15 protein-coding genes and 1 pseudogene are annotated in these 17,897 nt (G+C 71.5%); 7 read left to right on the forward strand and 9 right to left on the reverse strand.

Annotation, left to right across the window (positions count from 1 at the left end; translation table 11 throughout):
• Positions 1–239, reverse strand: a pseudogene (locus ACZ56V_RS35470) (aa3-type cytochrome oxidase subunit I); the annotation flags it as partial.
• Positions 236–1,195, reverse strand: coding sequence for an aa3-type cytochrome oxidase subunit II (ctaC, locus tag ACZ56V_RS35475; RefSeq protein ID WP_104636199.1), 960 nt, complete (start codon positions 1,193–1,195; stop codon positions 236–238). The pseudogene ACZ56V_RS35470 and the gene ctaC, both read right to left, overlap by 4 nt.
• A gap of 327 nt (positions 1,196–1,522) precedes the next feature.
• Between ctaC and ACZ56V_RS35480 the strand changes: the two genes are divergently transcribed.
• Entirely contained in the window at positions 1,523–2,908 is a 1,386-nt protein-coding gene (locus ACZ56V_RS35480) for an aminotransferase class V-fold PLP-dependent enzyme (protein ID WP_468947752.1), read from the forward strand.
• A gap of 114 nt (positions 2,909–3,022) precedes the next feature.
• Here the strand turns inward: ACZ56V_RS35480 and ACZ56V_RS35485 are convergent, their stop codons facing one another.
• A complete protein-coding gene (locus ACZ56V_RS35485) occupies positions 3,023–3,997 on the reverse strand; it encodes a carbohydrate kinase family protein (RefSeq protein WP_356372089.1) in 975 nt (324 codons plus the stop codon).
• Positions 3,998–4,129: 132 nt separating this feature from the next.
• On the opposite strand from ACZ56V_RS35485, the gene ACZ56V_RS35490 reads away from it, so the two are divergent.
• Both ACZ56V_RS35490 and ACZ56V_RS35495 read left to right on the forward strand, forming a co-directional pair.
• Positions 4,130–4,339: a hypothetical protein gene (locus ACZ56V_RS35490; RefSeq protein WP_398912860.1), complete on the forward strand. Its 210-nt coding sequence runs from the start codon at positions 4,130–4,132 to the stop codon at positions 4,337–4,339.
• A gap of 115 nt (positions 4,340–4,454) precedes the next feature.
• A complete protein-coding gene (locus ACZ56V_RS35495; RefSeq protein WP_468947754.1) occupies positions 4,455–5,993 on the forward strand; it encodes a hypothetical protein in 1,539 nt (512 codons plus the stop codon).
• Between the two features lie 120 nt (positions 5,994–6,113).
• Here the strand turns inward: ACZ56V_RS35495 and ACZ56V_RS35500 are convergent, their stop codons facing one another.
• Positions 6,114–6,470: a HesB/IscA family protein gene (locus ACZ56V_RS35500; RefSeq protein WP_052839876.1), complete on the reverse strand. Its 357-nt coding sequence runs from the start codon at positions 6,468–6,470 to the stop codon at positions 6,114–6,116.
• A 290-nt stretch (positions 6,471–6,760) separates the two neighbouring features.
• On the opposite strand from ACZ56V_RS35500, the gene nadA reads away from it, so the two are divergent.
• Both nadA and ACZ56V_RS35510 read left to right on the forward strand, forming a co-directional pair.
• The gene (gene nadA, locus ACZ56V_RS35505; protein ID WP_076973977.1) at positions 6,761–7,945 is read left to right on the forward strand and encodes a quinolinate synthase NadA; all 1,185 of its coding nucleotides are present in this window, start codon (positions 6,761–6,763) and stop codon (positions 7,943–7,945) included.
• A 100-nt stretch (positions 7,946–8,045) separates the two neighbouring features.
• Positions 8,046–9,548 (forward strand): DUF4246 domain-containing protein, encoded by a 1,503-nt coding sequence (locus ACZ56V_RS35510; protein ID WP_468947756.1) that lies wholly within the window; start codon positions 8,046–8,048, stop codon positions 9,546–9,548.
• Positions 9,549–9,610: 62 nt separating this feature from the next.
• Here the strand turns inward: ACZ56V_RS35510 and ACZ56V_RS35515 are convergent, their stop codons facing one another.
• The 5 genes from ACZ56V_RS35515 to ACZ56V_RS35535 all read right to left on the reverse strand — a co-directional run bounded on the left by ACZ56V_RS35515 (position 9,611) and on the right by ACZ56V_RS35535 (position 16,131).
• Complete coding sequence (locus ACZ56V_RS35515) at positions 9,611–12,727, reverse strand: efflux RND transporter permease subunit (protein WP_468947758.1); 3,117 nt, start codon at positions 12,725–12,727, stop codon at positions 9,611–9,613.
• Positions 12,728–12,907: 180 nt separating this feature from the next.
• Positions 12,908–13,591 (reverse strand): response regulator transcription factor, encoded by a 684-nt coding sequence (locus ACZ56V_RS35520; RefSeq protein ID WP_356372083.1) that lies wholly within the window; start codon positions 13,589–13,591, stop codon positions 12,908–12,910.
• Positions 13,588–14,838: a sensor histidine kinase gene (locus ACZ56V_RS35525; protein ID WP_467383302.1), complete on the reverse strand. Its 1,251-nt coding sequence runs from the start codon at positions 14,836–14,838 to the stop codon at positions 13,588–13,590. The genes ACZ56V_RS35520 and ACZ56V_RS35525 overlap by 4 nt, the downstream gene beginning before the upstream one ends.
• Before the next feature lie 189 nt (positions 14,839–15,027).
• Positions 15,028–15,312 carry a PspA-associated protein PspAA gene (gene pspAA, locus ACZ56V_RS35530; RefSeq protein ID WP_159330632.1) on the reverse strand — a complete coding sequence of 95 codons (285 nt, stop codon included), beginning with the start codon at positions 15,310–15,312 and terminating at the stop codon, positions 15,028–15,030.
• A 21-nt stretch (positions 15,313–15,333) separates the two neighbouring features.
• Entirely contained in the window at positions 15,334–16,131 is a 798-nt protein-coding gene (locus ACZ56V_RS35535) for a PspA/IM30 family protein (protein WP_274543304.1), read from the reverse strand.
• 271 nt (positions 16,132–16,402) lie between these two features.
• On the opposite strand from ACZ56V_RS35535, the gene ACZ56V_RS35540 reads away from it, so the two are divergent.
• Both ACZ56V_RS35540 and ACZ56V_RS35545 read left to right on the forward strand, forming a co-directional pair.
• A complete protein-coding gene (locus tag ACZ56V_RS35540) occupies positions 16,403–17,041 on the forward strand; it encodes a DUF3043 domain-containing protein (protein ID WP_356372092.1) in 639 nt (212 codons plus the stop codon).
• A gap of 83 nt (positions 17,042–17,124) precedes the next feature.
• Positions 17,125–17,826, forward strand: a complete 702-nt coding sequence (locus ACZ56V_RS35545; protein ID WP_468947762.1) for a class I SAM-dependent methyltransferase — start codon at positions 17,125–17,127, stop codon at positions 17,824–17,826.
• Positions 17,827–17,897 lie beyond the last annotated feature (71 nt).

The raw sequence follows: 17,897 nt of genomic DNA on the forward strand, positions 1-17,897 counted from the left end.
TTCGACATGATCTGCAGACCGGGCCGGGCGAGCTCGGCGCGCATGAACAGCGCCATCACGCCGCCGATCACGAAGAACGCGAACGACGTCACCAGGTACATGGTGCCGATCGTCTTGTGGTCAGTGGTCGTGAGCCACTTGATCACGACGTTGCCGGGCTGCTTGCGCCGTACCGGCAGCTCGTTCTCGTACGAGTCCTCCGCTGCCGAGGCACCCTGGGGTTCGTTGAGGATGCTCACAGGTTGTTCGTCTCCCGGTTCTTCTCGTGGCTCGTCTGAGCGATGCCCGCGGGAACGTAACCGGTCTGCCCCTTCTTCGCGAGGTCCTGGAGGTGCTGCTCGTAGCGCTCCGGGGAGACGACCTTGACGTTGAACAGCATCCGGGAGTGGTCCACGCCGCACAGTTCGGCGCACTTGCCCAGGAAGGTCCCCTCCTTGTTGGGGGTCACCTCGAAGGCGTTGGTGTGGCCCGGAATCACGTCCTGCTTCATGAGGAACGGCACCACCCAGAAGGAGTGGATGACGTCACGCGAGGTCAGGACGAAGCGGACCGTCTTGCCCTTGGGGAGCCAGAGGGTCGGGCCGGGGTTTCCGGTCTGCGGGTTCTCCGTGCCGGGGGTACCGCAGTCGTAGACACCGCCGGCGTTCGCCGGGAAGTCCTCGATGAACCGGTCCGGGATGCCGGCCAGTTCCTTGGAGGTCTTGGCGTCGCCGGTGGAGCCCGGGACGTCCTCGATGTGGTTGAAGCACCAGCTCCACTGGAAGCCGACCACGTTGACCGTGACGTCGGGCTTCTTCTTGAGGCTCATGAGATCGGACTCGTCACGCGCGGTGAAGTAGAACAGCACCGAGACGATGACGAGCGGAACCATGGTGTACAGCGCCTCGATGGGCAGGTTGTACCTGGTCTGCGGAGGGACCTCGACCTTGGTGCGGCTGCGCCGGTGGAAGAAGACACTCCACAGGATCAGGCCCCACACCAGCACGCCGGTGGCCAGCGCGGCGGCCCAGGAGCCCTGCCACAGGGAGAGGATCCGCGGAGCCTCTTCCGTGGTGGGGGTGGGCATGCCGAGGCGGGGGAAGTCCTCGTATGTGCAACCGGTGGCGGTCGCCAGGACCAGGCCCGCGGTCAGTGCCTGCAGCAGCTTCCGCCGCATCGGGCGCCGCGGCGAGCGGTCGGAGCCGTTGGGACTCACGTAGCGCCTTCCCGAGAGTCTCGCCCGCGCGGTTGGCTGCGGCCTGCCTTCTCGCTGGTCGGTCGCCGCCCTGCGTCGGGCAGGGGTTTGATGTTTATGCGGACCAAACCCTAGCCGACGCCCTCCGGGGGGTCGCGGGGAGGGTGGCATACGCGCCGGGGGTCACTCTTTAAGGGTGGGATGGGGGCCTACGGAGGTGGGACCCGGGGGTTGTTCGGCGGCTGACGGTTCGTCGTGGTTACTCGCGCCCGCGCGGCGGAGCCGGACATGTCACAGCCCCGCGCCCCTGGCGGGGCGCTGTAGCCCCCGGCGTTCTAGCGTTGACCCGTGGCCTACTTCGATGCTGCTTCCGCTGCTCCCCTTCATCCCGTTGCCCGACAGGCGCTGTTGGCCTCTCTCGACGAGGGGTGGGCCGATCCCGCTCGGCTCTACCGGGAGGGGCGGCGGGCACGGTTGCTGCTGGATGCCGCTCGGGAGGCGGCGGCCGAGGCCGTGGGGTGCCGGGCGGACGAGTTGGTGTTCACCCCTTCGGGGACGCGGGCGGTGCATTCAGGGGTGGCGGGGGCGCTGGCCGGGCGGCGGCGCGTCGGGCGCCACCTGATCGTGTCAGCGGTCGAACACTCCTCCGTACTGCATGCGGCCGAGGCGCACGAGGCGGCCGACGGCGGGAGTGTCACGCAGGTACCCGTCGAGCGGACGGGCGCGGTGGACCCCGCGGTGTACGCGGCCGCCCTGCGCGAGGACACGGCGCTGGCCTGTCTCCAGTCGGCCAACCACGAGGTGGGCACCGAGCAGCCGGTGGCGGAGGTGGCGCGGGCCTGCCGGGCGGCGGGCGTGCCGCTGCTGGTGGACGCGGCCCAGTCGCTGGGCTGGGGCCGGGTCGAGGGCGACTGGTCGTTGCTCACGGCCAGCGCGCACAAGTGGGGCGGGCCCTCGGGGGTGGGGCTGCTCGTCGTACGCAAGGGGGTCCGGTACGCGCCGCAAGGGCCCGGGGACGAGCGGGAGTCGGGGCGGGCTCCCGGGTTCGAGAACCTGCCGGCGATCGTGGCCGCGGCGGCGTCGCTGCGGGCGGTGCGGGCCGAGGCGGCGGCGGAGGCGGCCCGGCTGCGGGAGCTGACGGAGCGGATCCGGTCCCGGGTGCCCGGCCTGGTGCCGGACGTGGAGGTGGTCGGCGATCCCTCACGCCGGCTGCCCGGGATCGTCACCTTCTCGTGTCTCTATGTCGACGGGGAGACCTTGCTGCACGAGCTGGACCGTGCCGGTTTCTCCGTGTCGTCCGGATCGTCCTGCACGAGCAGCACGCTGACGCCGAGCCACGTCCTGCGGGCGATGGGGGTGCTCAGCGAGGGCAACGTGCGGGTGTCGCTGCCGCCGGGGACCGCCGCGGAGGACGTCGAGCGGTTCCTGGAGGTGCTGCCGGGCACGGTGGCCGCGGTGCGCGAGAAGCTGGGGGCGCCGACCGCGACGGAGACCGTCCGCGCGGCCGGCCCCGACCTCGTCGTGGACGCGCTGGGCCGGCGCTGCCCCATTCCGGTGATCGAACTGGCCAAGGTCATCGGCGACGTCCCCGTGGGCGGCACGGTCCGCGTCCTCTCCGACGACGAGGCGGCCCGCCTGGACATCCCGGCATGGTGCGAGATGCGGGGCCAGGAGTACGCCGGTGAGGAACCCGCGGAAAGAGGAACGGCGTACCTGGTCCGCCGGACGAGGTGATGCCGGGAAGGGGCGCGGGGCTGTATCGCGGCTCCGCCGCGCGGGCGCGACCAGCCCCCACGCACCCGCACACGGCAGCGCGCCTCGCGAGGCAGGCGAATAGTCGCCCCCGCGTCACCCCAGGTGCGCCTGCACCTCCCCCGCGGCCTCGTCCCCGTACGCCTTCGTGAACCGCTCCATGAAGTGCCCGCGCCGCAGCTGGTACTCCTGCGTCCCCACCGTCTCGATGACGAGCGTCGCCAGCATGCACCCGACCTGTGCCGCCCGCTCCAGCGAGACCCCCCACGCCAGTCCCGACAGGAACCCCGCACGGAAGGCGTCGCCGACGCCCGTGGGGTCGGCCTTGCGCTCCTCGTCGGGGACGCCGACCTCGATGGTCTCGCCGCCGGCCCGCTCGATGCGCACGCCCCGCGCGCCGAGGGTGGTGACGCGGTGGCCGACGCGGCCGAGGATCTCCTCGTCCGTCCAGCCGGTCTTGGTCTCGATGAGCCCCTTCTCGTACTCGTTGGAGAAGAGGTAGGTCGCCCCGTCCAGCAGTATCCGGATCTCGTCGCCGTTCATCCGGGCGATCTGCTGGGAGAAGTCCGCGGCGAAGGGGATGGACCGGGCGCGGCACTCCTCCGTGTGCCGGAGCATCGCCTCCGGGTCGTCGGCGCCGATGGAGACCAGGTCGAGGCCGCCCACGCGGTCCGCGACGGTCTTCAGCTCGATGAGGCGGGCCTCGCTCATCGCGCCCGTGTAGAAGGAGCCGATCTGGTTGTGGTCGGCGTCGGTGGTGCAGACGAAGCGGGCGGTGTGCAGGGTCTCGGAGATGCGGACCGAGCTGGTGTCGACGCCGTGCCGGTCCAGCCAGGCCCGGTACTCGTCGAAGTCCGCGCCGGCCGCGCCGACCAGGACCGGCCGGGTGCCGAGCTGGCCCATGCCGAAGGCGATGTTCGCGGCGACGCCGCCCCGGCGTACGTCCAGCTGGTCGACCAGGAAGGAGAGCGAGACCGTGTGCAGCTGGTCCGCGACGAGCTGGTCCGAGAAGCGGCCGGGGAAGGTCATGAGGTGGTCGGTGGCGATGGAGCCGGTGACTGCGATGCGCACGGCGTGGACTCTCTCCTGAGGGGAGGCGGGTTGACGGTTCACGCTACCCGGCGGCGACGTCAGGCTGAAGCAGGCGAAACTACCCGGTAGTACAACTTTCTTCGCGGTACGGGACGTGCCTACGGTTCTGTCATGACGAACCTGAGGACCGCCGATCCCGCTCCGGCCGACCTGGACGGCGACCTGGCGTCGCTGCGCGGTGACTGCGCCCGGATGACCCCGCGCTGGTCGGCGCCGGTCCACGTCTCCCCCCGGCCGGTGCCCCTCGCCCTCATCCACGGCGTCCGGGTGCCGCCCGCCTCGGCCCGGTTGCTGGACGCGATGTCGGACTACGGCGACTGAGCCGGCCCCGGGGCGGCCCCGGGGCCGTTCGGGCGACCTGTGCCGTCACCGGGAACCGGATCCCGGCCCACCGCGTCCCATCGCTGTCCCCAGTAGCGGCCGAAGGAGCGATGCGGTGAACACCGAGCGACCCGACAACGACGACACCACCGGTGCCGAGGCGGGCGGCGGGCGTCCCGCGCGGCGGCGCCCCGGAGCGGTCGCGGTCGCGTCGGTCGCCGCCGGCGTACTGCTGCTGGGTGGCGGCGGCGCCTACCTGGCCACGTCGGCCGCCGGGGACGACACGGACGGCGGTACGGCGTCCGGGGCCTCGGGCGACGACACTCCCCCGCCGCTGCCCCTGGACGACCACGGGGCGGCGTCCCCGCCGTCCCCGGAGGGCGGCTCGAACGGCATCGCGCCGGGCGAGCCCGACCCGTACGGCGTCACCTACCGCGCCGACGGGCCGCTCCCCGAGGGGCCCGGCTCGGCGCCGGTGTACCGGGCGAAGGGCGACGTCAGCGAGGCCGAGGTGGCCCGGCTGGCCGAGGCACTGGGCGTCGAGGGCGCGCCCCGCACCCAGGGCGAGGCGTGGAAGGCCGGCAACGCCGAGGACGGTTCCGGGCCGCTGCTCACGGTGAGCCGGCAGGCGCCGGGCACCTGGACCTTCCACCGCTACGCGCCCGGCACCGACAACTGCAAGAAGGGCGCCGTCTGCAAGGCTCCCTCCGCCGGCGGGGACCCGGTGGGCGAGGCGGCCGCGAGGAAGGCGGCGGCGCCGGTGCTGAAGGCGCTGGGCCAAGACGACGCCAAGCTGGACGCGAGCCAGGTCATGGGTGCCCGGCGTGCCGTGAACGCGGAACCCGAGGTGGGCGGGCTGCCCACGTACGGCTGGACGACCGGGGTCGTCGTCGACGCGCGGGGCGAGGTGGTCGGCGGCAGCGGTCAGGTGAAGGAGCCGGTCAAGGGGGACACGTATCCCGTCCTGAACGCCGAGGAGACGCTGGCGCTGCTGAACGCGCCGGGCGCCGGGGCCGGTGCGGAGGTCGGCGGCATCGGCGGCTGTGCCGGTCCCGTGCCGCACCAGGACCGTGCGGACCAGCCGTGCGCGCCGCCGACCGGCGCTCCGGAGCGGCCCGGGTCGGGGAAGAAGCGGGTCGCCACCGTCGAGGACGCGGTGTTCGGGCTGGCCGCGCATCCGGTGCGGGGACGGCAGACGCTGGTGCCGTCCTGGCTGTTCGAGGTGCGGGCGCCGGGTGCGCGGGACGCCGTGACGCTCACGTATCCGGCGGTCGAGCCGAAGTACCTGACCGGCGCGGCCCCCGCCGAGCCGTCCCCGGCCCCGTCCGACGAACCGGCCTCGAAGCCCGGGGAGCCGCGGGACGTGCGGGTGAGCGGCTACACGGCCGCCGACGGCGAGCTGACCGTGCACTTCACGGGCGGAGTGTGCTCCGACTACGACGCGAAGGCCGAGGAGAGCGGCGGGAAGGTGACCGTCACGGTGACCGAGACGCCGCACCCGGACAAGGTCTGCGTCCTGATCGCCAAGGAGTACGAGCGGACGGTGCCGCTCGACGAGCCGCTGGGCGACCGGACGGTGGTGGGCAAGGACGGCAAGGACATCCCCGTCCACAAGCCGGGGGCGCGGCTGCCGGCTCCGTCCGGGGCCCGGTGACGCCGCCCGCGGCGGGACGCGGACGCGACGGCGAGGACGCGTGAAGAAGGGCGGTGGCCCGGGAACGAATCCCGGGCCACCGCCCTTTCTCACGCTCGTGCCGCGCGGCGGCCCGGCCCGTCAGCTGAAGGAGTCGCCGCAGGCGCAGGACCCCGTCGCGTTCGGGTTGTCGATCGTGAAGCCCTGCTTCTCGATCGTGTCCACGAAGTCGATGGTGGCACCGCCGAGGTACGGGGCGCTCATGCGGTCGGTGGTGACCTTGACGCCGCCGAAGTCCTTCACCACGTCGCCGTCGAGCGAGCGCTCGTCGAAGAAGAGCTGGTACCGCAGGCCGGAGCAGCCGCCGGGCTGGACGGCGACGCGCAGCGCGAGGTCGTCACGGCCTTCCTGGTCGAGCAGCGCCTTGACCTTCGACGCGGCGGCGTCGGTCAGGATGATGCCGTCGGTGACGGTGGTGGTCTCGTCCGATACGGACATCTACATCTCTCCCGGGTTGTACGGAGACTGCTTGCCGACGGTTTCAACCGACGGAGCCGCGGATTCATTCCGGGCGGGGCCGAGTCTTTGTCCTCGGCGCTCCCTTCATGCTCGCACACGCCCCCGCCGGCGGTCAGCGGCCTGTGGACGGCGGCCGCGGAGGGCGGCTCGGGCGCCGGGATTCACGTCACACCGACACTATCGGCATCGTCAAAGTGACGTGAACCGGTTATGATATATAGCGTCAGTTCGACGAAAAGGGTCGACGAAAACTAGAAAGGGTGCGTGTCGTGACCACCGCCCAAACCCAGGAGCTCGACGTACAGCCGACGCCCCTTGCCCTGCTGCTGCTCGGCCGCGAGGCCGACCCGAGGAGCGAGCGCGGTGTGGAGTGCCCCGGGGACCTGCCCTCGGCCTCCGACCCGGACCTGGTCGCGCGCGCCCGCGCGGCCAAGGAGAAGCTCGGTGACAAGGTCTTCGTCCTCGGTCACCACTACCAGCGCGACGAGGTCATCCAGTTCGCCGACGTCACGGGCGACTCCTTCAAGCTGGCCCGGGACGCGGCAGCCCGCCCGGAGGCCGAGTACATCGTCTTCTGCGGTGTGCACTTCATGGCGGAGTCGGCCGACATCCTGACCTCGGACGACCAGAAGGTGGTCCTGCCCGACCTGGCGGCCGGCTGTTCCATGGCGGACATGGCCACCGCCGAGCAGGTCGCCGAGTGCTGGGACGTGCTGACCGAGGCCGGGATCGCCGAGCAGGTCGTGCCCGTGTCGTACATGAACTCGTCCGCGGACATCAAGGCGTTCACCGGCAAGCACGGCGGCACCATCTGCACCTCCTCCAACGCCGAGCGCGCCCTGAACTGGGCCTTCGAGCAGGGCGAGAAGGTCCTCTTCCTGCCGGACCAGCACCTCGGCCGCAACACGGCGGTGCGGGACCTGGGGATGTCCCTGGAGGACTGCGTCGTCTACAACCCGCACCGGCCGAACGGCGGGCTGACGGCCGAGGAGCTGCGCGCCGCGAAGATGATCCTGTGGCGGGGTCACTGCTCGGTGCACGGCCGCTTCAGCCTCGACTCGGTGAACGACGTGCGGGAGCGCATACCGGGCGTGAACGTCCTGGTGCACCCCGAGTGCAAGCACGAGGTCGTCGCGGCGGCGGACTACGTCGGCTCGACCGAGTACATCATCAAGGCCCTGGAGGCGGCCCCGGCCGGTTCCAAGTGGGCCATCGGGACCGAGCTGAACCTGGTCCGACGCCTGGCGAACCGTTTCGCCGCCGAGGACAAGGAGATCGTCTTCCTCGACAAGACGGTCTGCTTCTGCTCGACCATGAACCGCATCGACCTCCCGCACCTGGTCTGGACCCTGGAGTCGCTGGCCGAGGGCACCCTGGTCAACCGCATCGAGGTCGACAAGGAGACGGAGGCGTTCGCGAAGCTGGCGCTGGAGCGGATGCTGGCGCTGCCGTAACCGGGTCGGATCGGCCCAGGCGGGCGGGAAGCCCATGGCCGCGGTGTCAGTCCGCTGCCATAGGCTTCCCGCCGCACACCGACTGGGAGGATCCAGAGCATTGACCGGCCTGTCTGCTTTCCCGCTGCCCTTCAACTCGGCGCGCTCCATACCGTCCGTGAAACCCCGGACGCTGCGGGAGCTCGAGATGATGCGGTGCAGCGCCCACATCCGGTCGAAGCCGGAGTGGTCCGACAAGATGAACGACCCCGCCGTCGTCGCCAGATGGTCGCGGGAAGCGGTCGCCCAGGGCCTCACCGAGGCGCAGGCGCGTTACGTGCTCGCCGAACTCGCGCACTACGCGGCGCTGCGGGACGCGCGGACCGGCGTCGAGGTGTCCGCCGTCGACGGGGTGTGGCAGTCGGACACACTGATCGACGACAGGCTGCGCTCCCGGCTGCGCGAGGCGGTCAGGGTCCTGGAAGAGGTCCCCGAAGAAGAGCGGGACTGGCATCCCGGGTCCGACGGCCAGGTACTGGACCTGGTCCACCCCTCCCTGTTCTGCCTGGTGCGGGAGGTGAGCGGCGCCCCCGAGCGGGCCTGGCGGAACCCGACGGACCAGTACGCGAAGTACGAGTTCTCGGAGAGGTTCCAGTGGCTGCCCACGGACGTGGACGTCAGCGACGACGGCGAGGTCACCTTCCGTTCGTACGTCAACAACGTGCACCCCGAGGAGCACCGCGAACTGGCCTCCGTCCTGCCGGACCTGTTCGCGCGCATGCGCCCCCTGCTGGAGAACGTGCTCACCGACCTGCGCCATCCGCGTCCCCTGCGGATCGAGGCCGATCCCTACGGGTGGTACGACGAGTCTCAGGAACCGGAGGAGCCCGAGGAGTCCGACTTCAGCGACGAAGAGGCCGTGCAGGCCTGGGAGGAGGCCTGCGACGACTGGTGGGAGAACCGCCGCCCGAACATCCCGGACGCCCCGGTCTTCACCCCGCCCGAGACGCCCGGCGACACGGCCCGCGTCGACCTGCGCGGCCGCCGTCTCCAGGTCGTCGTCAAGCTCGCCACCCTCCACCTCACCCCGGACGAGCCCGAGTACGCGGGCGGTTCCTGGCATGTCGAGGGCATGCTGAACGAGCGGATCGTCTCGACCGGCATCTACTACTGGGACAGCGAGAACATCACCGAGAGCCGGCTGAGCTTCCGGACGGCGCTCGACGACCCGCGCTACGAGCAGAACGACCGCAAGGGCCTGCGCGAGGTCTACGGCCTGGAGGACGAGGACGCGCTGAACCAGGTGCTGGGATCGGCGCCGACACCGGCGGGCCGCTGCCTGGCCTTCCCGAACGTCCTGCAGCACCGCGTCGGCCCGTTCCGCCTCGCCGACCCCACCCGACCGGGGCACCGCAAGATCCTCGCGTTCTTCCTGGTCGACCCGTCGGAGACGATCGTCTCGACGTCCGACGTGCCGCCGCAGCAGCCGTGGTCCGACACCTCGACCATGACACTGGACGAGGCCAGGGACTACCGCGAGCAGCTCATGCGGGAACGCAAGTTCTTCGTCGACGAGCACAACGAGCAGTTCTACGAGCGCGAGTTCTCCCTGTGTGAGCACTGAGGCGACGCGAGGGGCGCCCCCGTGGAAAACCACGGGGGCGCCCTTGGCCGTACCGGCGGGTGTCAGACCTGGGCCGGCTCCGGTTCCTCCGAGGGCCGCGACTGCTCGGGCAGGCCCTTCTTCGCGGCGCGCTTCTTCGCGCGCCGCTCCTTGCGGAGCTCCAGCATCGCGTAGAGCGTCGGGACCAGGAGCAGGGTCAGCAGCGTCGACGTGATCAGACCGCCGATCACGACCACCGCGAGCGGCTGGGCGATGAAGCCGCCCTCGCCGGTGACGCCCAGCGCCATCGGGAGCAGGGCGAAGATCGTCGCCAGGGCCGTCATGAGGATGGGCCGCAGACGGTGGCGGCCGCCCTCGATCACCGCTTCGACGACGCCGTAGCCCTGCTTTCGGTACTGGTTGATCAGGTCGATCAGCACGATGGCGTTGGTGACCACGATGCCGATCAGCATCAGCATGCCGATCATCGCCGGGACGCCCATCGGGGTGCCCGTGGCGATCAGCAGGCCGATGGCGCCGGTCGCCGCGAACGGGATGGACACCAGCAGGATCAGCGGCTGGGCCAGCGACCGGAAGGTGCCGACCAGCAGCATGAACACGATGGCGATCGCCGCGAGCATGGCGAGGCCCAGGTTGACGAAGGCCTCGTCCTGGTCCGCGGTGACGCCGCCGATCTCGGCCGTGGCGCCGGTCGGCAGGTCCAGGCCGTTGATCTTCGACTGGAGGTCCGCGCCGACCGCGCCGGTGTTGTCACCGGTCGGCTTGGCGGTGATGGTCGCCGCGCGCTGACCGTCGATGCGGGTCATCGAGACCGGTCCGTCGACCAGCTGCACGGTGGCGATGTCACCGAGCTCGACCGCGCCCAGGTTCAGCGCCTTCAGCTCGGCGATCGTCTCGGCGGGCCGGGCCGACTTGATGACCACGTCGCGCTCGGTGTCGTCCAGGGTGGCCTTGGCGGCCGGGGTGCCGCGCACCGCCTGGGCGACGGCCGCGCCGAGGGTCTGGTCGGTGAAGCCGGCCCCGGCGGCCTTCGCGTTGGCCTTGACGGAGATCCGCGGCACGCTCTGCGCCAGGTCGCTGGTGACGTCGGTGACGTCGTCGAGCCCGGCGACCGTCTTGCGGACCTGCTCGGCGGCGTCGCGGAGCACCTGCGCGTCGGCCGCCTTGACGACGACGCTCAGGTCCTGGCTGCCGAAGCCGTCACCGGCGGCGATGGTGGTGGTGCCGATGCCGTCGCCGAGCTTCGCCAGCCCGTCCTCGATGTGGTCCTGGACGTCCTCGGCGTTCGCCGAGTCCTCCAGCATGAGCTGGTACGAGGCCTGGTTGGTGTCCGTGCCGCCGCCGAAGGCGGCCATGAAGCCGGACGAACCGATGGTGACCTGGTAGTCCTTGACGCCCTCGGTGTCGCCGAGCAGCTTCTCGACCTTCTTGGCCTGCTCGTCGGTCGCGCCGAGGCTGGTGCCGGGCTTCAGCTCCTGCTTGACGCTGAGCACCTTCTGCTCGCCCTGGTCGAAGAAGTTGGTCTTCAGCAGCGGCGCCATGCCGAAGGTGCCGACCAGCACGACGATCGCGATGGCCACGCTGGTCAGCCGGCGGCGGGTGGCGAAGCGCAGGACGGGGACGTAGAAGCGCTGGAGGCGGCTCTTGGCCTCCTTCTCCTCGGCCAGCCTGCGGGCCTCGGCCGCGTCCTCCGGTGTGCCCTTCGGGGGCCGCAGGAACCAGTACGACAGCACCGGGACGACCGTCAGCGACACCAGCAGGGACGCCAGCAGCGCCGCGGTGACGGTGAGGCTGAAGGAGCCGAACAGCTCGCCGACCATGCCGCCGACCAGGCCGATCGGCAGGAACACCGCGACCGTGGTGAGGGTGGAGGAGGTGACCGCTCCGGCGACCTCGCGGACGGCGCCCAGGATCGCGTCCTTGCGCTCCTCGCCGTAGCCGAGGTGCCGCTTGATGTTCTCCAGGACGACGATCGAGTCGTCGACGACGCGGCCGATGGCGATGGTCAGCGCGCCCAGCGTCAGCATGTTGAGCGACAGGTCGCGCGTCCACAGCACGATCAGCGCCAGCACCACCGACAGCGGGATGGAGACCGCGGTGACCAGGGTGGAGCGGATCGACGCCAGGAAGACCAGGATGACCAGGACGGCGAAGAGCAGACCGAGCCCGCCCTCCGTGGTCAGGCCGGAGATGGCCTTGGAGACGGCCGGGCCCTGGTCGCTGACGACGGTGAGGGTCGCGCCGGCGCCGAGCTGCTCGCGCAGGTCGGGGAGCTTGTCCTCGACGGCGTTCGATATGGAGACCGCGCTGCCGTCGTGGTCCATCGTCACGGCGACCGCGAGGGACGGCTTGCCGTTGGTGCGGGTGAGGGAGTCGGCCTTGGCCTCCTCCTCCTTGACGGTGGCGACGTCGCCGAGGCGGACCGGCTTGTCGACGCCCTCGCCGGTGATCATGAGGTCCTGGATCTGCTTCAGCGAGGTGAAGCCGCCGCCGACCTGGACGGTGCGGTTGGCGCCGCCCTCGTCGAAGGAACCGGCCGGGACGGTCGCACCGCCCGCCTGGAGGGACTGGGCGAGCACCTGCGGGCTCACCTTGGCCGCGGCCAGCTTCGCCGGGTCCGGCGTGACGGTGACCTGGACGTCGCGGACGCCGTCGACCACGACCTGGGCGACGCCGTCGATGTCCTTCAGCTCGGAGACGACGGTCTTGTCGAGCTGGTCGGCCAGCGCCTGCTGGTCCTTGTCCGAGGTGACGGCGAGGACGACGGTCGGGATGTCGTCCGTCGAACCGGAGATGACCTGCGGGTCCACGTCGTCCGGGAGCTGGGCGCGGGCCCGGTTCACGGCCTGCTGGACGTCGGCGACCAGCTGCTGGGTGTTCGGGCCGTAGTCGAAGGACGCCATGATGACGGCGTTGCCCTCACTGGCCGTGGAGGTGACGCCCGAGATCCCGTCGACCGCTTCGAGGCTGTCCTCGATCGGCTCGACGACCTGCTTCTCGACCACGTCCGGCGAGGCGCCCTGGTACGGGGCCAGCACCGACACCATGGGCAGTTCGATGGTGGGCAGCAGCTGCTGCTTGAGCTGGGGGATCGCGATCGCCCCGAAGACGAGCGCGACGATCGACATCAGCCCTATCAGGGCCCGTTGCGCGAGGCTGAATCTCGACAGCCAGGACATGGATCAGGGTCTCTCTTCTGTGGCAGAGCGGGGGACGGGGCACATGGCAGCGCCGGGCGCGGGCGGCACAGGTGAGCGCCCACCCCAACACCCTGGGCCATGCGCGCCCCCGCATCCCTAGGCCCCAGGTCCATTTCCTTATCCCCCGCCTACTCCCACCGCAGTACACGCGGGGGGAGGTCACTCCACCCTTGGACGTACCAGCCCGGATTCGTACGCGATGACGACCAGCTGGGCGCGGTCGCGGGCGCCCAGTTTCGCCATGGCCCGGTTCACGTGGGTCTTCACGGTGAGCGGGCTGACCTCGAGGCGCTCGGCGATCTCGTCGTTGGAGTGCCCGCCGGCGACCTGGACCAGCACCTCGCGCTCCCGCACGGTCAGCGACTCCAGCCGTTCGGCGCGGGCCGGGTCGCGCTCCTCGTCGGCCGTGTCGTGCTGAGCCAGGAAGCGGGCGATCAGCCCCTTGGTGGCGGTCGGCGACAGCAGCGCCTCGCCGCCGGCCGCGACCCGGATCGCGCTGAGCAGCTCCTCGGGCTCGGAGCCCTTGCCGAGGAAGCCGGAGGCCCCGGCGCGCAGCGACTGCACCACGTAGTCGTCGACCTCGAAGGTGGTCAGTATGACCACGCGGACGTGGGCGAGGGACGGGTCGGCGCTGATCATGCGGGTGGCGGCGAGACCGTCCGTGCCCGGCATCCGGATGTCCATCAGCACCACGTCGGCCCGCTGCTCGGCGGCCAGCCGGGCCGCCTCCGCGCCGTCGGACGCCTCCCCCACCACCTCCATGTCGGGCTCGGAGTCGACCAGCACCCGGAAGGCGCTGCGCAGCAGCGCCTGGTCGTCGGCGAGCAGGACACGGATCGTCATACGGAGTCCTTGGTGGCTGCGGAGGCTTTGGTGGCGGCGTCGGTGCGGTTCCTGACCGGAAGGATCGCATGCACGCGGAAACCGCCTCCGTAGCGGGGACCGGTGGTGAGGGTGCCGCGCACCGCGGTGACCCGCTCGCGCATCCCGAGCAGCCCGTGCCCGCCGCCCTCGGCGGGGGCGTCCGGGGCCTCGCCCTCGCCGGTCCCGTCGTCGAGCACGGTCACCTCGATGTTCGGCCCCACCCGCACGACGCTGACCTCGGCCTTCGCCTGCCGCCCCGCGTGCTTCTGCACATTGGTCAGCGCCTCCTGGATGATGCGGTACGCGGCCAGGTCGACGGCGGCGGGCAGCTCGGTGCCCTGGTCGGTGCGGGCCACCTCGACCCGCAGTCCGGCGTGGTGGAAGGTGCCCACGAGTTCGTCGAGGCGGGCGAGGCCCGGGGCGGGCTCGGTCGGTGCCTCCGGGTCGCCGGACTGGCGGAGCAGCCCGACGGTGGCCCGCAGCTCGTCCAGCGCGCTGCGGCTGGCCTCCCGTACGTGGGCGAGCGCCTCCTTGGCCTGGTCGGGCCGCTTGTCCATGACGTGCGAGGCGACCCCGGCCTGCACGTTGACCAGGGCGATGTGGTGGGCGACGACGTCGTGCAGGTCGCGGGCGATGCGCAGCCGTTCCTCGGCGACCCGGCGGCGCGCCTCCTCCTCGCGGGTGCGCTCGGCCTTCTCCGCGCGGTCCCGGATGGCCTGCACGAAGGCGCGGCGGCTGCGGACGGCGTCCCCGGCGGTGGCGCCGATGCCGGTCCAGGCGAAGACGGCGAGGTTCTCCTGCGCGTACCAGGGCAGGGGGCCGGCCAGCATCGCGGCGCCGGTGAGCACCGTCATGGTGAGCAGGCCGACCCGCCAGGTGGTGGGGCGGTCGGTGGAGGCGGCGACGGTGTAGAGGGCGATGACGGCGGACATGACGACCGGGGCGCGCGGGTCGCCGGTGACGCTCTCGACGACGGAGACACCGCCGGTGACGAAGAGGACCGCCATCGGCGCCCGACGGCGGAAGGCGAGCGCGGCGGCGCCGGCGGCCATGAGGGCGAGGCTGAGCGCGTCGGGGGTGCGCAGGCCCCAGCTGACGCCTTCCGGGCCGTGCGGGTCCACGAAGGAGCCGGCGACCATGCACAGCAGGACGGCCGCGGCGAGGGCGGCGTCCATGGCGGAGGGGTGGGCGCCGATGGTGCAGCGGGCGCGGGCGAGGGTGCTCACGGTTTTTTACGGTAGCTGGAGTGGGGGTGTCTTTTGAGGGGCCCCGCGTGCAGTGGGCGTTGGCCGGGGGCTGCGCCCCCGGACCCCCGCTTCGGCCTGGACGGCCTCGTCCTCAAGCGCCGGACGGGCTGGATGCGACGACCCGCGTCGGGCAGGCACCGGACAGGCTGAAAATGCCGACCGGCGTTCTCAGGCACTCCCCGGGATGAGGCCGTCGTCGCTGAGGAGTTCCTGGACCTCCTCCAGGGTGGCGTCCGGGGACGGGAGGATGAGGTCGGACGGCTCCAGGCTGTCGTCCGGGAGCGGCTCGCCCAGTTCTCGGACCTTGGCCAGGAGGGCCTGGAGGGTCGCGCGGAAGCCGGGGCCGTCGCCGTTCTCCATTTCGGCCAGGAGTTCGTCGTCCAGCTTGTTCAGCTCACCGAGCCGGCCGTCGGCCAGCGTCAGCTGTCCCTCCCCCATGATCCGTACGATCATGTCGGCCCTCCTAGCCGTGGGCTACTGCTTGTCGAAGCGCGGGGTGTCCTGCGGCTGCTGCTGGGACTGCGACGGGGCCTGCCCCTGTCCCTGGCCGCCCTCGATGGCCTGGCGGTCGGAGGTGGAGCCCCCGGCCAGCTCGGCCTTCATGCGCTGCAGTTCCAGCTCTACATCCGTACCACCGGAGAGCCGGTCCAGCTCGGCCTGGATGTCGTCCTTGTGCATGCCGGACTGGTCGTCGAGGGCGCCGGAGGCGAGCAGCTCGTCGATGGCGCCGGCCCGGGCCTGGAGCTGGGCGGTCTTGTCCTCGGCCCGCTGGATGGCCAGGCCGACGTCGCCCATCTCCTCGGAGATGCCGGAGAACGCCTCCCCGATGCGGGTCTGCGCCTGGGCGGCCGTATAGGTGGCCTTGATGGTCTCCTTCTTGGTGCGGAAGGCGTCCACCTTGGCCTGGAGGCGTTGGGCCGCCAGAGTGAGCTTCTCCTCCTCGCCCTGGAGCGTGGCGTGCTGCGTCTCCAGGTCGGTGACCTGCTGCTGGAGCGCGGCGCGCCGGGACAGGGCCTCGCGGGCGAGGTCCTCGCGGCCCAGCGCCAGCGCCTTGCGGCCCTGGTCCTCCAGCTTGCCCGACTGGGACTGGAGCTGGTTGAGCTGCAGCTCCAGTCGCTTGCGGCTGGTCGCCACGTCGGCGACGCCGCGGCGCACCTTCTGCAGCAGCTCCAGCTGTTTCTGGTACGAGTAATCGAGGGTCTCGCGCGGGTCCTCGGCCCGGTCAAGGGCCTTGTTGGCCTTCGCGCGGAAGATCATCCCCATACGCTTCATGACACCGCTCATGGGCTTCGCGCGCCCCCTTCTGACCGACTCCAGCTCCAGCACCTGCGACAGAACCCACAGTACGGGCCCTGCATCCATTACCGCACTGTTCGGGGACGGATGCGCTCATCCCCAAGGACGACTGCGTACGCTCCCCGTCCGGCGCAGGGAGTAGGTGCTCCCCGGGGTTGTCCGGAAAGTCCCGGTGTCCGGGGCTGTACGCAACGTCCCCTCTGTCCCCTTACAGACGACCGGCGTTGCCGGATCGTTCCCCACCGGACTGGGGTCCACACCCCGGCACCCCGTACCCTTGGGTTTTGTGTTCCGTAGCCGTGCCAAGGATGAGAAGGCCCAGAGCGCCGTCAGTGCGCCGGTGACCGACTCCAAGCAGCCCCGTGACCCTCAGGCCCCGAAGGGAAGGCCGACGCCCAAGCGCAGTGCGGCCCAGTCCCAGCGCCGCAGCGTCGCCAACACGCCGATGACGCGCAAGGACGCCGCCAAGCGCCAGCGCGAGGAGCGGCGGACCGCGATGGCCCGGCAGCGCGAGGCACTGGCGAAGGGCGACGAGCGGTACCTGCCGGCCCGTGACAAGGGCCCGGTCCGCAAGTTCGCGCGCGACTTCGTCGACTCGCGGTTCAACATCGCGGAGTACTTCCTGCCGATGGCCGTGATCATCCTCGTGCTGAGCATGATCCGGGTGGCCTCGCTGCAGAACGTCGCGCTGCTGCTGTGGCTGGTCGTGATCGTGCTGATCGTGCTGGACTCGATCGTCACCGGCTTCCGGCTGAAGAAGCGGCTCGCCGAGCGCTTCCCGGACGAGCGCCGCCGCGGCGCGGTCGCGTACGCGCTGATGCGCTCGCTCCAGATGCGCCGGCTGCGGCTGCCCAAGCCCCAGGTCAAGCGCGGGGAACGGCCCTGAGCACGACGCCGTTCACCGAGGGCGCGGCCGAGGCCTGGACAGCGGGGCTGTCCGGGCTTCGCAACGTCGTGCGGCAGGAGCTGGTGGCCCGGCAGCTGGACGAGCAGATAGCCGGGCGCTTCGCCGTGGGCAGACGGCTGCGCGTGCTCGACGTCGGGATGGGCCAGGGCACCCAGGCGCTGCGGCTGGCCCGGGCGGGGCACCAGGTGACCGGCGTGGAGCGGGACGCGACGATGATCGCCGCCGCGCGCGAGGCCCTGGCCGGTCAGCCCGAGGGCATCCGGGAGCGGATGCGGATCGTCGAGGGCGACGGCCGGGACACCGGCGTGCACTTCCTGCCGGGCAGCTTCGACGTGGTGCTGTGCCACGGCGTGCTCATGTACGTCGAGGAGCCCGACCCGCTGCTCGCGGGGCTGGCGCGGATGCTCGCGCCCGGCGGCCTGCTGTCCCTCGTGGTGCGCAACGGCGACGCGCTCGCGCTGCGCCCCGGCCTGCACGGTGACTGGGCGGGCGCGCTGGCCGCCTTCGACACCACGAACTACCGCAACCGCCTGGGCGTCGACGTCCGCGCGGACCGCCTGTCGACGCTGACGGCGAAGCTCGCGGGCATCGGCGCCCCGCTGCACACCTGGTACGGCGTACGGGTCTTCACGGACACGGCGCCCGACGGGACCACGCCCCCCGACGACCTCGATGCCCTGCTGGCCGCCGAGGAACGGGCCGGCCGCACCGACCCGTACCGCGCGGTCGCGGCGCTGCTGCACCTGTGCGGGGTGCGGGGCTAGACGGCGGCACCCCGGTTCCGGCGCCCGTTCGGGTGTTCACCGGGGGCCGGGTGCCGGGGGCGCGGTGAGAC

The sequence above is a fragment of the Streptomyces sp. NPDC034099 genome (assembly GCF_055575415.1).

Bases quoted from the DNA above. Each gene is read 5' to 3' on its own strand.
- ACZ56V_RS35490 (WP_398912860.1), top strand. From the start codon at position 4,130: ATGACGAACCTGAGGACCGCCGATCCCGCTCCGGCCGACCTGGACGGC.
- ACZ56V_RS35500 (WP_052839876.1), bottom strand. From the start codon at position 6,470: ATGTCCGTATCGGACGAGACCACCACCGTCACCGACGGCATCATCCTG.
- ACZ56V_RS35515 (WP_468947758.1), bottom strand. From the start codon at position 12,727: ATGTCCTGGCTGTCGAGATTCAGCCTCGCGCAACGGGCCCTGATAGGG.
- ACZ56V_RS35520 (WP_356372083.1), bottom strand. From the start codon at position 13,591: ATGACGATCCGTGTCCTGCTCGCCGACGACCAGGCGCTGCTGCGCAGC.
- pspAA (WP_159330632.1), bottom strand. From the start codon at position 15,312: ATGATCGTACGGATCATGGGGGAGGGACAGCTGACGCTGGCCGACGGC.
- ACZ56V_RS35535 (WP_274543304.1), bottom strand. From the start codon at position 16,131: ATGAAGCGTATGGGGATGATCTTCCGCGCGAAGGCCAACAAGGCCCTT.